Origin of the sequence: Mesorhizobium sp. M0296, from assembly GCF_040321675.1 — a bacterium.
Lineage (GTDB): Bacteria > Pseudomonadota > Alphaproteobacteria > Rhizobiales > Rhizobiaceae > Mesorhizobium.
In genome coordinates this window covers 56,456-69,768 of record NZ_JAMYRZ010000002.1, presented here as the reverse complement: position 1 = coordinate 69,768, position 13,313 = coordinate 56,456, and the positions used below count along the sequence as shown (strand labels likewise).

Annotated in this window: 16 protein-coding genes and 1 pseudogene; 4 read left to right on the top strand and 13 right to left on the bottom strand. The window is 60.2% G+C overall.

Going from position 1 to position 13,313, the window contains the following annotated elements:
* Positions 1-8: 8 nt before the first annotated feature.
* Both NKI97_RS03170 and NKI97_RS03165 read left to right on the top strand, forming a co-directional pair.
* Positions 9-923 carry an NAD(P)-dependent oxidoreductase gene (locus NKI97_RS03170; RefSeq protein ID WP_352832686.1) on the top strand — a complete coding sequence of 305 codons (915 nt, stop codon included), beginning with the start codon at positions 9-11 and terminating at the stop codon, positions 921-923.
* 518 nt (positions 924-1,441) lie between these two features.
* A complete protein-coding gene (locus tag NKI97_RS03165) occupies positions 1,442-2,005 on the top strand; it encodes a cytochrome b (RefSeq protein ID WP_352832684.1) in 564 nt (187 codons plus the stop codon).
* On the opposite strand, the gene NKI97_RS03160 is transcribed toward NKI97_RS03165, so the two are convergent.
* Positions 1,952-2,713, bottom strand: a complete 762-nt coding sequence (locus tag NKI97_RS03160; protein ID WP_352449124.1) for a protein-L-isoaspartate O-methyltransferase family protein — start codon at positions 2,711-2,713, stop codon at positions 1,952-1,954. The two genes, NKI97_RS03165 and NKI97_RS03160, sit on opposite strands and share 54 nt — an antisense overlap.
* 71 nt (positions 2,714-2,784) lie before the next feature.
* Between NKI97_RS03160 and NKI97_RS03155 the strand changes: the two are divergent.
* Positions 2,785-2,933, top strand: a pseudogene (locus tag NKI97_RS03155) (ABC transporter ATP-binding protein); the annotation flags it as partial.
* A 303-nt stretch (positions 2,934-3,236) separates the two neighbouring features.
* On the opposite strand, the gene NKI97_RS03150 reads toward NKI97_RS03155, so the two are convergent.
* The 12 genes from NKI97_RS03150 to NKI97_RS03095 form a co-directional block, all read right to left on the bottom strand.
* Complete coding sequence (locus tag NKI97_RS03150) at positions 3,237-4,148, bottom strand: D-glutamate cyclase family protein (RefSeq protein ID WP_352832681.1); 912 nt, start codon at positions 4,146-4,148, stop codon at positions 3,237-3,239.
* Positions 4,149-4,242: 94 nt separating this feature from the next.
* On the bottom strand, positions 4,243-5,058 hold the full coding sequence (gene sctT, locus NKI97_RS03145; protein ID WP_352832679.1) for a type III secretion system export apparatus subunit SctT: 816 nt from the start codon (positions 5,056-5,058) through the stop codon (positions 4,243-4,245).
* A gap of 9 nt (positions 5,059-5,067) precedes the next feature.
* Positions 5,068-5,337: an EscS/YscS/HrcS family type III secretion system export apparatus protein gene (locus tag NKI97_RS03140; protein WP_352449127.1), complete on the bottom strand. Its 270-nt coding sequence runs from the start codon at positions 5,335-5,337 to the stop codon at positions 5,068-5,070.
* Positions 5,338-5,355: 18 nt separating this feature from the next.
* Entirely contained in the window at positions 5,356-6,009 is a 654-nt protein-coding gene (gene sctR / locus NKI97_RS03135; RefSeq protein WP_352449128.1) for a type III secretion system export apparatus subunit SctR, read from the bottom strand.
* Positions 6,002-7,114, bottom strand: a complete 1,113-nt coding sequence (gene sctQ / locus NKI97_RS03130; RefSeq protein WP_352832676.1) for a type III secretion system cytoplasmic ring protein SctQ — start codon at positions 7,112-7,114, stop codon at positions 6,002-6,004. Before sctQ ends, sctR begins: the two co-directional genes overlap by 8 nt.
* Before the next feature lie 29 nt (positions 7,115-7,143).
* A complete protein-coding gene (locus NKI97_RS03125; RefSeq protein WP_352832674.1) occupies positions 7,144-7,632 on the bottom strand; it encodes a hypothetical protein in 489 nt (162 codons plus the stop codon).
* The gene (locus NKI97_RS03120; protein ID WP_352832671.1) at positions 7,619-8,977 is read right to left on the bottom strand and encodes a FliI/YscN family ATPase; all 1,359 of its coding nucleotides are present in this window, start codon (positions 8,975-8,977) and stop codon (positions 7,619-7,621) included. The genes NKI97_RS03125 and NKI97_RS03120 overlap by 14 nt, the downstream gene beginning before the upstream one ends.
* Positions 8,974-9,588 (bottom strand): type III secretion system stator protein SctL, encoded by a 615-nt coding sequence (gene sctL / locus NKI97_RS03115; RefSeq protein WP_352832668.1) that lies wholly within the window; start codon positions 9,586-9,588, stop codon positions 8,974-8,976. The genes NKI97_RS03120 and sctL overlap by 4 nt, the downstream gene beginning before the upstream one ends.
* Before the next feature lie 5 nt (positions 9,589-9,593).
* Positions 9,594-10,214 (bottom strand): SctK family type III secretion system sorting platform protein, encoded by a 621-nt coding sequence (locus tag NKI97_RS03110; protein WP_352749224.1) that lies wholly within the window; start codon positions 10,212-10,214, stop codon positions 9,594-9,596.
* Complete coding sequence (sctJ, locus tag NKI97_RS03105; RefSeq protein WP_352832665.1) at positions 10,211-11,038, bottom strand: type III secretion system inner membrane ring lipoprotein SctJ; 828 nt, start codon at positions 11,036-11,038, stop codon at positions 10,211-10,213. Before sctJ ends, NKI97_RS03110 begins: the two co-directional genes overlap by 4 nt.
* Positions 11,039-11,060: 22 nt before the next feature.
* Positions 11,061-11,690: a hypothetical protein gene (locus NKI97_RS03100; protein ID WP_352745171.1), complete on the bottom strand. Its 630-nt coding sequence runs from the start codon at positions 11,688-11,690 to the stop codon at positions 11,061-11,063.
* 18 nt (positions 11,691-11,708) lie between these two features.
* The gene (locus NKI97_RS03095) at positions 11,709-12,356 is read right to left on the bottom strand and encodes a type III secretion protein (RefSeq protein ID WP_352449135.1); all 648 of its coding nucleotides are present in this window, start codon (positions 12,354-12,356) and stop codon (positions 11,709-11,711) included.
* Between the two features lie 231 nt (positions 12,357-12,587).
* On the opposite strand from NKI97_RS03095, the gene NKI97_RS03090 reads away from it, so the two are divergent.
* Positions 12,588-13,310 carry a L,D-transpeptidase gene (locus NKI97_RS03090; protein WP_352832662.1) on the top strand — a complete coding sequence of 241 codons (723 nt, stop codon included), beginning with the start codon at positions 12,588-12,590 and terminating at the stop codon, positions 13,308-13,310.
* Positions 13,311-13,313: the final 3 nt, after the last annotated feature.

The window sequence follows — 13,313 nt, the reverse complement described above, 5'->3', positions numbered from 1 at the left end:
AGAACATCATGGATGTCGGCTTCATCGGACTGGGGCACATGGGGGCCGGAATGGCCACGAACATTCTCGAGGCAGGACATGCCATGACCGTCTACAACCGAACGCCGGGCAAGGACGATGTCCTCGTCCGCAAGGGTGCGCGATCGGCGGCCAAACTTTCAGAAGCCTGCCGCGGCGAGGCAGTCGTCACTATGCTGGCAGACGATCACGCGGTCGAAAGCGTGGTCTATGGCGATGGCGGCTTGCTCGCGACCCTTCGCACAGGAGCGACACACATCTCCTTCAGCACGATCAGTGTCGCTCTGTCGGAGCGCATGGCGGCCGATCATGCCGCGGCTGGCCAGCGCTTCGTCGCAGCGCCGGTGTTCGGCCGGCCCGACGTGGCGGCTGCCGGCAAACTGTTCGTCGTCGCGGCCGGCGCGCCGGACGCCATCGCCGCCGTGCAGCCGATTTTCGACGCCGTGGGCCAGAAGACCTTTGTCGTCTCCGAGACACCGAAAGCCGCCAATCTGGTAAAGCTAAGCGGCAACTTCCTGATTGCCTCGGTGATCGAATCGCTGGGCGAAGCCATTGCGCTGGTCAGCAAGGGCGGCGTCGACAAGCAGCTATATCTCGACATTCTGACCTCAACGCTGTTCGGGGCTCCCCTCTATAAGACCTATGGGGCGCTGATCGTGGAGGGCAAGTTCAAGCCGGCCGGCTTCGCGGCGCCGTTGGGTCAGAAAGACATCCGGCTGACGCTGGCAGCAGCCGAGGATTTGCGCGTGCCGCTGCCGATCGCCAGCCTCCTGCGTGACCGCTTCCTCACCCTGCTCGCCCATGGCGGCGAAAAGCTCGACTGGTCGGCCATCGGCAGGCTTGCCGCCAGGGATGCCGGCATGGACGCACCTTCGGGGGCGGGCATGCCGTCATCGGAGGCATAACCAAACAGTATTCCGCTGCCCTGTCCCGAGCGGCCTCGCCGGCGTTCGTCGGAATAATGACAAGCTTTCCTCGAGGTGAGCGGCGATTCGAAACAACTAAAGCGGCAAATCGATAGAACTTCTTGGATATCCGTTGCATCCGCACACGCGTCACAAAGCATGAAATTACTTTTTATCCGCAAGCGGGAGGAATTGGCCGAAGATCCGACAATTTTGGTTATCTGTCTCGAATGGCGAGCCATTTTTCCGTCCCCAGCAGGAGTTCTACGCCTTCTATCTGCTCAGCCACGGCCTGATGGTGGAGGATCGTGCGACAGCGCAAGCCCCGCATGACAATGGGTTATCGCACCTCTGCTTAATGGAGTGGACGACTGACCAATAGAGGATTGCTCAGGCGAATCCCGCCTGAGGGTAGCTTGCGGCTGAGAGACGCTTTGCATTACGAAACCGTAATATCGGAGCCGCAACTTCGCCCTAATGCAGATAGCAACTCGGACGGTCGAAACCGGAGATGCCCTATGCCGACAGTCGGCTATTCCTCGACCCAGAAGAGTTTGCACTGGGCTTTGTTCGCGTTGGTTGTAGGCATGTATCTGCTGACCTTCGGCGATGATCTCTTCCAACGTGGCGATCCCGACCGAGCCCTTGCATGGCGGCTTCACATCTCTTTTGGCCTGCTTCTGACTGCTCTCGTGCTCTGGCGGGTGGCCTTGCGGTTGGCAAGAGGCGCACCGACCCTGCCCGATTCCATGACAGGTTTCGAACGTGCCGTGGCCAAGCTTGGTCATCTCGCCCTGTATGTCCTGCTTGTCGCAATTCCCGCGCTTGGCATCCTGCTGACGTGGTTCAGAGGCGATGCGCTGACCTTTTTCGGATTCTTTACGATTCCGGCACCTTTTGCGCCGGATCGCGGCATCGCGGGCAGTATCAGAGAAGTTCACGGCCTTTGCGCTAACGCAATCTTGATCCTGGCTGGAGGACACGCGCTAGCCGCGCTCTGGCACCATTTCGTGAAGAAGGACGACGTGTTAAAGCGGATTCTGCCCCGAAGGGAACCAGTAACCTGCTTCGAACGCCGCTAGAATAGCTCCGCTGCAGGGGTAAAACCCGCATGGCATAAGTGATCTTACAGGAAACGCACAGCCAGCCCTTTCCAGAAGCATCATGAAGCCTCGTTGGTCTTCACCTGTGAACGGCAGCGCCATCCGACCCTTGTCGGACAAATTTGAAAGCCACCGTTCCGGCACGTGCGTCACTCCGGCAAAGGCGACCACAACATCGAGGTTTGGCAGATCAACTGCCTGCGTTGCATCACCGGATATCACTTCTACATGGGCATAATGAGCAAGATTGCTTTGCGCGCGCCGAGCGAGTTCTTCGTCGATCTCGTATGCAATCACGCGTCCTTCAGACCCCGTCAGTTCCGCGAGGATGGCGGTGAAATAGCCGACACCAGCGCCCACCTGAAGGACAGTCTGACCGGGAGCCATATTCAGATGGTCGAAAGCCAATGCCCAAAGTGACGGCAGGCCGCTGTTTAATCCGCGCTGTTCGTCAAGCGAGACCAGAACGTCGTGGTAAATCTCGTGAAGTGCGGTTGAAGGGCTGGTATGGACCGCCCCGATTTGCAATCTCGAATGGATACGCCATGGCCCGTCGCCAAGGTACTGTTCGCGCGGAACCTTTGCGAAGGCCTCGATGACCGCAAGATTGTGCAAGACAGGTGATGAGACACGCAGGTCTTCGGCAAACCACCGGCGCGCTTCACTGGCATCGATTCTTGTTGGCATGGAAATATCGGCTCGCGGATTGTGCGTACTTTGTCATGCTCTCAGAAAACCGAACGACGGCAAAGGGTCCCTATCCCCGCAAGACGATCCGCTCGCAGCTCAAGGAGCCGCTCGAAACCAAGGGTTCGCAACGAACTCGGCAGACGTGGAAGCCGTCCTGCGGTCGGTCGGCCTGGATCCGGCCCTCAGTTACAGGTTCCCGCACCAGCTCTCTGGCGGGATCAGTTCCGGAACCTTATACCGCTACCGAAGGTTGATCTACCGAGCTGGGCCGGCGAATAAGCCAGAAGCCCAGCCAGAGCGGCAGATAAAATGAATGAGCCCAATCAAGTACAGTCCGAAATCATCACCGCTGACCTACTCTTCGCGAGGGTCATGCACGACTATGACTACCAAGCTTCGAGGCACAGCCAAGGCTCTCGCGAAAGGCCGTGGTGGGGTCCACGGTCAGAGGCCATCCCGTCCGCCCTGCTGTCGAGGTGCTTCGAAGCGTTGGACCAGGCAAGCTCTGACTTGAGCACGATCATTGCAAGCTCGCGCCAAGCTCGACATTAGGCCAAGACAGCGCCCGTGCATCCACGTCGGTGATCAGCATATGGCCCGGCGACACTGTGATCGAGATCGCGAGTTCGGCACGAGCAAGAGCGTCTTGGGCGGTCAGGCTGCTGGCCCAGAATACAGGCACCTCCCCTTCCAAGACTTCGACGGCATCGCCCCAGTCGGGAGCCATCAAATTTCGGATCCCGATCGTCGTGGGCTCTCCGACATGGATGGGCGACCCGTGCGCATGCAGAAAACGCGCGGTGAGCGCGCGAACCTTGTCGACGTCGCTATACCTTATCGGGCGCATTGAGACGACCATTTCGCCACCGAACGGTCCGACTTGGGACGTCTCGATCTTGGTGCGGAACTTGGGGCCGGTTTTTCCACGGCCGATGCGCCGGAATTTCACGCCCTTTTCGACAAGTGCGGCCTCGACGGTGAGCGAACTGCCGAGCGCGAAAGCCGAAAAGCCATCTCGCCATAGGTCGATGATGTCTGTGGTCTGCCGGATCATCTCGCCGAAGTAATAGATGCTGTACTGTGGCGCATCGGTACGGATATCGATATCGCCCAGCGCTGGCAGCAATGGGCTGCCCGCACGGCTCACGCCCACCAAAGGGCAGGGTTTCGGATTGCGGACGCAAAACTGATGGAAATCGGCGGCAAAGCTGCGGGGCACAATCACGACGTTGGCCTGGAGCTTGCCGCGCGCAAGCCCTCCTGTATGCCCCTCATAGGCACCCATCCTGACGAGCCTGCGTAGGCTGTCCGCATCGACCATTCGCAAATCCTCGTAGATCAATGAAGTGATCGGGCGAGCCATGGCTTCCAACGGATATGCACGTTTCAGAGACACGTCGAGAGCGCGTAAGATCATCGGCGGGTCGGTCACTTGTCAAATCATCAGAATCTTTTCTCATCGATAAATCGTATTTATTGGCTGGCGAAGGATGGCGCTTATTATTAGCTTTTGCTCATATTTGTTCTCATTGACAGCTGCGGCAGCCGATCGCTTTTATCTGTCGGCTCGCCTCGTGCAGGAAGCCAAGATCCCGGTTCATGTAGAAAAGCAGGAAAGCCGCATAGAGTACAAAGACAAGGCTGAAGACCAGCGTCTTGACGACCAGCGACAATGCAAAAACATTCAGGTGCGGAGAGGCCCGCGCCAGGAAAGCCAGCACAATGTCGGACAGGAGCATGCTGATGATGAGTGGGAAAACGAGGGTCAGCGCCATCGCCATGATGCGATTCAGCAGACGCAGGAATATTCCCGCAGCATCCTTGCTGAATACAGGCAGAAGACTGTCGATCGGCCACAGGCCGTAGCTCTCGTAGAGACTGGTCAGGGAAAGCTGCAGGCCGCCGGCAGCCAGGTAGATTGTGACCATGATGACCGCGAGCAAGGTGCCGGTAGCACTCGTCTCGTGCGTCATCATAGGGTCGATCAGCGTCCCCATCGTAGAGCCCCGCTGCAGGTCGAGGATGTCACCGGCAGCCTCTGCTGCCCAGAATGGTATCCCCATACACAGCCCGAGCGTTACACCGACCACAACCTCCTTGAGAATGTAGGCTGCGATCATCGTGGTCGTGATGTCGCTGTTCGTCAGCTTGCTCACGACCATTGGAAAGATTGGAACTGCCAGCGCCAATGCCACGCCATTGCGCAGAAGCCCTGATAGCGGCACACGCGAAAACAGCGGCATCAGAAGCATGAAACCACCCACGCGTGCGAGCGCGAAAGCGCCTGCCAGGAGATAGACCTGAAGCTCTTTGACGGAGGCGAAGAGTGGTTCGACCGGCATCCGCGTGCCTCAACGCGTGACGACGGGAAATTCGTCCAGCGCCGTCGAGGCCTGTTGCGCGATCTGTTGTCCAAGCAAAGGACCGAAGACGATGATGACCAGCAGGATCACGACCAGCTTGATGGTCTGCGGCAGCGACTGGTCCTGAATTTGCGTCAGCGCCTGGGCAAGACCGACGAGGACGCCGACCGCCAGCGCAGCAATGATCGCCGGGCTGGACGCGAACAGCACCGTGAGAAGTGCGCTTTGGACCTTTGCCAGGATGAAGTCATTGCCCATGCAACCCTCCCATCGGCGTCAGCCGTAACTCAGAATGAGGCCATGCATCAGCCGCGACCAGCCATCTATGGCAACGAAAAGGAACAGTTTCAGAGGAATCGATATGAGGACCGGCGAGACCATGATCATGCCGAGCGTCATCAGGATATTGGCAACAACGATATCGATGATGAGGAAAGGAAGATAAAGCAGGAAGCCGATCTCGAAGGCACGGGTCAGCTCGGATGCGACAAAGGCCGGAACAAGGATCGAGAGATCGTCGTCCTTCAGGTTCTGCCGCGCCTGTTCCGGCCACAGGCGGCTCGTTCCATCGAGAAAGAACTGCCGCTCCTGCGGCTGGGTGAACTTCATGAGGTGTCGCTGCAATGGTTCCCTGACCAGTTGCGCCGCTCTGGCGAGGTCGTCCGTGGTCTGGAACTGAACCTGCCCTTCCTCAAGTCGGCCCGACATCTCGCTCAGCAACGGGGTCGTCACATAGACCGTGAGCACAAGCGCTATGCCGTATAGCACCAGATTGGGTGGCATCTGCTGGACGCCGAGCGCGTTGCGGATGAGAAACAGCACGACCGAGATCTTCAAGAATCCCGTCATCGTGACGACCGCCAGAGGCAGCAACCCGACAAAGCCGACCGCGATCAGAATCCCAAGCAGATTGGGCGAATTCTCAACCATTATCGAACATGCGCACGATCCGCACGCCCAGGCTTTCGCCGATCCGCACGATCTCACCGCGGCCGACACGTTTGCCGTTGGCGATGATGTCGACAATCACCTCGGTCACATCGGCGAGCGGAACAATAGTGCCGGGCGCAAGCTGCTTCACCTCCCCGAGAGGCATTGCCGTGCGGCCGATCTCGAAGGCAAGCACGACCGGCAACTCGTCCAGGGTTGATTCTTCCAAAGTCTGGCCGGCTGGCGGCGACGTGTTCTGGTTCATGGTCCACTCCCAATTCGATCCGGCGATAGCCGTCGGCGCGGCAAGCAATTGCGGCCCGGCGGCCGTCAGGGCGACCGGCGCATAAAGGCGCTCGGCAATGATGAGTGCCGCCATGCGTTCTTCCGCCTCATTCCTGAAAAGAACTACGTCGTCAGGCTGGAGGCTTTTAAGCTCGCCAAGGGTTAGGTTGAGTGCGCCACGCCGAAGGCAGATTGGCAGAGGAAATTCGGCCGGGATCGGCGGTCTGGCCTTGGCGATCTCGTCGAAAAGACGGCCGATCCGTACCGCCAGCCCGGCGTCATTCGTGTTCAAGACGCAGTCAATCGTTTCCTGACTGCCGGTCAGGACAAAAGCCAACGGGGTCTCGCCCGAAATGGAAACGGCATCTGCTTGTGTGACCGAGGTGAGCGCGATGCTCTCGCCCAGTTTGGCCTCGACCCATTCGAGATCCTCTTCAAACGCGGATTCCAGCAGCAGTGCTGCGTGAGCGGGGGCCAGCCGCTTCATGTCGACCAGTTCGTCTGCCCTGGCGAAGCCCCGTTCGACCACAGAAAGCGGCAGGCGCAATTTGCCCATCGTGTCTCCGACGGAGAACGCAATGGTGCACCACCGCTGGTCGGCAGGGTTCGGCGCCGGCCAGACGGCGGCAATCGCCACGGCCTTGCCCGCGATCGTGATTTCCGCGGGCGCGCGCCGGCGGTAGAAGGCGTTCAATGCCTCAACGTCGACAGACGCAACAGAGTTCAGCACCAGCCGCTCGCCAACGCTCGACCGTGAGGCCTTGCGTTTTGCCGGCTTTACCTGCGCTCTCGTTTTTCCCGACGCGAAGGCTTGGGGCATCACATCCATATTCACGATCACAAACTGGGCTATCGTTCTGTGGACAGGCGCGTTGGACCGCGCTCCTCTTCCTCGGAAAGCTCGGCAAGCGCCAGGCAACGTCGTGCGGTGCGGTTGATCAGATGCTCCAATACCCCGTCCAGCTTCGTCAGAGCTTTCATGGCCTCACGATGATCATTGCGAGCTGCCGACAGTTCCGCTTGCCGTTGCTGCTCGGCGACGCCGGCCATCTTCTCGTTTTCACGCAATTGCTCGGTTTTTCTGGCGGCGATTTCAAACCGGCCCTGTAGCTGGTGAAGGCTGGCAGCTTTTATCCGATGCCCAATAAGCGAGCCGAACGCTGCATCTTCGGCATCGACCGTGCGCTGCAGGTGCTCCGTGACCGCACTGGCCGCCTGCCGACCCTCCCTCGCGGCCCGGTCCAAAGCGGCGTGCCGTTTGATCACCTCTTCCCTTGCACGGTCTTCACGCCGGCGTCTGAGGTCGCGTAATCGAGCGATCATCTCACGATCTTTCACCGACGATCTCCCGCATGAGTTGGCGTGTCCTCTCCAGGCTCTCATGAGTGGCGGACGCCTGACGCAGAAAGGCGTTGATGACACCGATCTTCGCCACTGCCTCGTCCGCCACGGGATCGCTGCCTTTTTCGTATTCACCGACGCGCAGGAGAAGCTCGATGTCAGCGTAGCGGGCAAGCAGCTCGCGCAGGTGGCTGGCGTCGGACCGATGTGCGGGCTCCACAACCGCATCCATGAGGCGGCTTCGGCTGCGCAAGACATCAATGGCCGGGAAATGGTTGCGCTGCGCAAGCTCGTTCGACAAGAAGACGTGGCCATCAAGGAGGGCCTGAACTTCCTCGGCGACAGGGTCCAGCGTACCGTCGCCTTCAAGAAGAACGCTGTAGAGGCTGGTGATGGATCCGACGCGACCCGTGCCTGACCGCTCGAGCAGACGGGGCAAGACCGCAAACAGCGAAGACGGAAAGCCGCGACGCGTCGGCGGCTCGCCCGCGGCCAGGCCAATCTCTCGGTGCGCACGGGCAAACCGGGTTAGGTTGTCCATTGCAAGCAACACATGTTTGCCCTGGTCGCGAAAATATTCGGCAATACTGGTCGCCACATAGGCGGCCTTGACACGCTCGATGGCAGGACGGTCGGAGGTCGCAACGACGACAATGGCCCTCGCCCGCCCCTCCGGCCCGAGCTGTTGTTCGAGGAATTCGCGCACCTCACGTCCGCGCTCTCCAACAAGGGCGACCACGGCGACATCGGCATCGGTGCCGCTGACGATATCGGAAAGCAGGATCGACTTTCCCACGCCCGGTTCGCCAAAGATGCCGACGCGCTGGCCGCGCGCGCAGGTGAGCAGCGCATCGAGCGCGCGTATTCCGAGTTGGATCGGCTGGGAAATCAAGCCGCGCTCCAGCGGAGATGGCGGATAGGCATTGACCGGATAGGTGCAGGTGATGCCGTCCGGCGAAAGCGGCTTGCCGTCCAATGGCTCGCCAAGCGCGCTGATCACGCGACCAAGAAGGCTGGGGCCGACGGGCACCTGCTGGTCTTTTCCGGTCGCCACGACCTCAGTCAGGTTTGAAAGACCGGCCAAATCGCCCAGCGGAACAAGGATCGCCATTTCGTCCATGAGGCCGACGACTTCCGCCTTGGTCACCCTTCCGGTCCTAGGGTCGACGAGTTCGCATATCTCGCCGATACGGGCCTCCTCCACAGTCGCATGAATGACGGTGCCGGCGACACGCCGTACACGCCCCTTCCTGGGCCGGCCGGTATCGTCGCGCAGGCCCGAACGCAAATTCGGAATGATGGAGGCCAGACGGCTTTCGATATCAGCGGCGGGCGCGGTCATCGGACCTCCGTCTTCGGCGCAATCGCGGCAGCTATGGCTTTGAGCTGCGCGTCGATGCTCGCGTCGACGACGGCAAAGTCGGTCGAAACGATGCAGGCGTCCGCAGCCAGCGCGTCATCCGCGTCGATCTCAACCGTCATCGCCAGATCACTCTCGCGCAAGACTGCCTCCAGCTCATCACGAACCCTTTCGATGGACCCGGAATGAACTCGGAGTTTTAGGTACTTGGCGCGGCGGATTTCAGTCACCGCCTGTCTTGCGGCTTTGGCGACAAGCGCGCCGACGTCGAATTCTCCCAGAATTCGCCTGACGATATCGACGGCAAGGCCAACGACTTCGGATTCCAGCCCACCGAAATAGCGATCCACTTTGACCGCCGTCTCGCTGATTAACCGCGTGGCCTCCGCATCGCCTTGCGCCCTGCCGTCGTCATAGCCCTGCGCGTATTCGGCCGCATAGGCTCGCCGTGCGGCGTCGCGCAACTGCTGCGCATCACGCCTTGCTTCATCGAGAAATGCATGCCCATCCTGGAGAGTGCGCACCTCGGCGGCCCGCAGGATCCGAGCGTAGGGACGCCTCAGAGCTTCCGACGCTTTGCCCGATTCGATCATCTCGTCTAGCTCATCGCTCGTCGAACAATTGCGGGGCCGACCTCGGCAAATTGTTCGGCTACCGGCTGGTGAATAAGCTGTTGCGGCATCAGCTTGAGACGCACCCGCATGCTCGTATCGCTCGGCATGGTCTGACACCAGGCGCCAAGGCAACTCAGGCCGTCGGCATAGACGCGATCGGAAATGTCTTCCAGCGGCCCCAACCGCTGCATCGGGCCGGCCAGGTCGCGGTTGGCTACGGCGAAAGCACATAGATCAGCGCCAAGCGCCGCCTGCAACGCGGCCGCTTCGCGCCCGACAATGACAGCGGCCAGACTCCCGGCCCAGTAGATCGCGCCCGAGCGAAGCGCAAGTTCCTCCAACTCTTCGCCAGACGACAAGGCGATCGCTCGATCCACCGCATCGGCCGGCTCTTCGACTGCTGGAGAGAGCCTATGCCGGTCGAGCAGAAGCTTCGACAGTCGCTCCTGCAGGCGTTGCGACCGCAGCATGCGCTCGCAGGCAGCCTCGCCGATGGCGCCGTCAAAGCACTCCGCGAGCCAAGCCGCATCCACATAGGATGCGGGGTTGGACATGAATGCCTGCCATTCCGGGCTGGCAGTTTGCTCCGAGCCGGGCTGGGTCATGTTTTCTTCACCGGCATTGCGGAAGCATCGAGCGCATAGATGCCGGGCCGTCGATACCACTGCATGTAGGCCAACCGACCAGCCAGCGCGAGTATGGCCGCCGCCATGCCGTAAAACAGCGACATCGCGGCGGCGACGCTGTCGGGATGTAGCCACAGGCCGAGGAAGCTGGTGAACCCGGCCTCGCCGGTTTCCTGCTCGGGGGCTGTCGCTGCAACCGGAATGAGGGTGACGGAAACATTGTCATAGGTCAGTCCGGCGATGCCCTTAGCCACCAGCATCTTGACCTGCGGGATGAGCTCATTCATCGGAACGGATGCGCGATGCCGGATGAACACGGAGGCGGAGGACGGTACCAGTTGCTGCCTCAGCGGATCGTTTTCGGGCAGGACGAGATGAACGCGCGCCGAAAGCACGCCGTCGATGTCCGAGATCGTCTGCGAAAGCTCCTGGCTCAGGCCATAGATCATCGTTGCCCGCTCTTCCACCGGCGAGGACACAAGCCCATCCCTTTTGAACACCTCGCCGAGCGTCTGGAATTCCTGTTTGGGCAAGCCGCTCTCGTCGAGAATGGCCATAGCTTCGGCGAAGCGGCCCTTCTGTACGGAAACCGTCATCTTGCCGTCCTTGCCGACCTCGCGTTGGGCCGGGATCCCGTGACGCATGAGCGTGGCCACGATCTCGTTGGCCTGCCGCTGGTTGAGGTTGGAATACAACTCCACCGAACACGCCTGGAGCACAAGCATACCCATGACAACGAGCGCAACGCGAAACCTGGCGCCGCATCGATCCAATCGCGTTAAACGCCGCAGCGAGGTTGGCATGGGCGCGAACACTCCGCGGCGCTTACTGTTGCTTGATCAGCGTGCTGGTGGACGACGTGACAGCCGTCACGCTGCTCGTAACCACCTCGAGATTGGCGGCCGCCCACATCACCGAAATCGATCGTTCCAGGAGTTGCTCTGCATTCTTGGCTCGGGAGTCTTCGCCTTCCTTGCCGGACAGAGCCATCTTGTCGGCGCGATCCTGCGCGGCGGCCGTTTCAGCACTTTCGGGGGCGTTAGCCTGGCCAAGAGCCTTCTGTACCTGCTGCATGGTTCCTTCCAGCGACTTAACGGCAGAACCGAAAAGGGCCGATGGTTCCGTGAACACCCCACCTGCAGCCTTCTCCGTCTCGGCCATGTAGTCGAAGAGTTTGTGTTCGACGATCGGCTCGGTCTTCTCCGGTTTGGAAGTCTGTCCGCCGATTGCCGGATTGGCGCCGGGCGTCTGCGCCACCTGCTGACCAGCCGGCATCGCGACATCACTGCGCTCAGGCATATTGACCTTCGCGGCATCGTGCTTTTCTTGCTTGGCGCCCACCATTCGGTTACCGGGCTGCGCTGCCGCGGCGGCGGTGATTTGCTGTTGCGAACTTATGCTGGTGGTCAAGTTTGCAAGCGTAGCCTCTAGGGCTCCAATCGGCGCGATTTGCATGAATGTGCCCTCCAGTTCTTAGTTCGGTTTGGCGGAGGGGACAGTCTGCGCCTCCGCCTGCTTTCCGCGGAAAACGCGGACCGACACAGCTTTGCCGGTCTCCTGCTTCGTGCTCGGCGTGGCAGGAACCCCGAGCGTTTTCCTGACGAGTTCGATGTAGGATGGCGGCCCCGATACCGAGATGACATCGTCTTGCTTGGAAACCTTTATTGGAAACTTCGGGTCGTTGACGCCCAGCCGTGAAAGCCTGTCTTCGGCGTCAGCAGCCATGTTGGCATCAAGCGGGATCATTTCCGTCTGGACTTCCGCTTCGGTCGCGACGTTCATGACGATACCGTCGAAATGCCAGACCAGCCCGTATCGATTGCATATCTCTTCGAGGAACTCGCGGGCCGTTCCAACCGGCATGCCGGCGCTCAGGCGCCCCTTTACCAGCTTGCTGACACGCATGGGCACCCGCATGTTGCGGCCGAGCTCAACCAGCGCGTCTGTCACGGACTGATCGATCGTGATGTATTTGTAAGGGCCAGGGGGCCAGCGCGGTTCGGCAGCGGACGCACGCTGCCAATCAAAGCCGAGCGCCAGGATGACGGCAAGGCCGCAGGCGACAACGGTAGCCCTGCCTCCCGACAACCGATCCGCATGGTAGATACCGCGTCCCGTCACATTGGTCCTATCGCAAGCGACCCACGAGTGATGACCCGCCTCGCTTACTTCATAGCTTGTCCGCCGATGTCATCCTATCGCGCACACTCGAAAATTGGAAGTCCAATTGGATTATATATCAACGACCTGTGCCAAATGTTGCGAAGGAACCGCAAGACGATACAGTGCGGGTAGGAATCGATTACCACCGGGTTCGGGGTCATTGGTTCAATGTGGAAAGGAGTCGTCTCGGTGACGGAAACCAACAGCCTGCTCGCGAAGTTGGACGTGCCCGCAGGCGTTGCTCGAGGCAAGAGGTTTGCGGCAACGCGTCTCATCGAGGCATTGAGTGCATCGGTTCTGGTCGCGGTGGCGTCGATTGCCGCAATCGCGTCGGCGCAGGCCCAATCGAACAGCGGTTATGACCCTAGAAGTTGGACATATGATCGGGGAAGAAATGTACTGGTCTCGCCTAGCGCTTCCGGCCTGACGGCGGACGGAGAATTCACGCCCGAGGAGTCAGAGATTCCCAGGCAGGTTGTGACATTCAGCGAGGCTCAGCCGAGGGGGTCGATTGTGATCAACACCACGGAGCGGCGTCTCTATTACATGCTGGGGGGCGGCAAAGCGCTACGATACGCGGTGGGGGTCGGCAAGGAGGGGCTGGAGTGGTCTGGTCGCGACACGATTTCGAAAAAGAGGGACTGGCCAGATTGGCGGCCACCGGCCGAAATGCGATCCAGAGAAGCATCAAAAGGCCGTATCTTGCCTGCGCACGTGGCCGGAGGCCCGAACAACCCTTTGGGCGCACGGGCACTGTATATCGGAAACACGCTTTATCGCGTCCACGGCACCAATCAGCCGTGGACCGTCGGACAAGCCAACTCCTCTGGTTGCATTCGCATGACCAATGAAGACGTCATTGACCTGTATGACCGCGTAAAGGTCGGCGCTCAGATTATTGTCCGGCATTGAATT

Bases quoted from the DNA above. Each gene is read 5' to 3' on its own strand.
- NKI97_RS03170 (WP_352832686.1), top strand. From the start codon at position 9: ATGGATGTCGGCTTCATCGGACTGGGGCACATGGGGGCCGGAATGGCC.
- NKI97_RS03165 (WP_352832684.1), top strand. From the start codon at position 1,442: ATGCCGACAGTCGGCTATTCCTCGACCCAGAAGAGTTTGCACTGGGCT.
- NKI97_RS03160 (WP_352449124.1), bottom strand. From the start codon at position 2,713: ATGCCAACAAGAATCGATGCCAGTGAAGCGCGCCGGTGGTTTGCCGAA.
- sctT (WP_352832679.1), bottom strand. From the start codon at position 5,058: ATGCCGGTCGAACCACTCTTCGCCTCCGTCAAAGAGCTTCAGGTCTAT.
- NKI97_RS03140 (WP_352449127.1), bottom strand. From the start codon at position 5,337: ATGGGCAATGACTTCATCCTGGCAAAGGTCCAAAGCGCACTTCTCACG.
- sctR (WP_352449128.1), bottom strand. From the start codon at position 6,009: ATGGTTGAGAATTCGCCCAATCTGCTTGGGATTCTGATCGCGGTCGGC.
- sctQ (WP_352832676.1), bottom strand. From the start codon at position 7,114: ATGCCCCAAGCCTTCGCGTCGGGAAAAACGAGAGCGCAGGTAAAGCCG.
- NKI97_RS03120 (WP_352832671.1), bottom strand. From the start codon at position 8,977: ATGACCGCGCCCGCCGCTGATATCGAAAGCCGTCTGGCCTCCATCATT.
- sctL (WP_352832668.1), bottom strand. From the start codon at position 9,588: ATGATCGAATCGGGCAAAGCGTCGGAAGCTCTGAGGCGTCCCTACGCT.
- NKI97_RS03110 (WP_352749224.1), bottom strand. From the start codon at position 10,214: ATGACCCAGCCCGGCTCGGAGCAAACTGCCAGCCCGGAATGGCAGGCA.
- sctJ (WP_352832665.1), bottom strand. From the start codon at position 11,038: ATGCCAACCTCGCTGCGGCGTTTAACGCGATTGGATCGATGCGGCGCC.
- NKI97_RS03100 (WP_352745171.1), bottom strand. From the start codon at position 11,690: ATGCAAATCGCGCCGATTGGAGCCCTAGAGGCTACGCTTGCAAACTTG.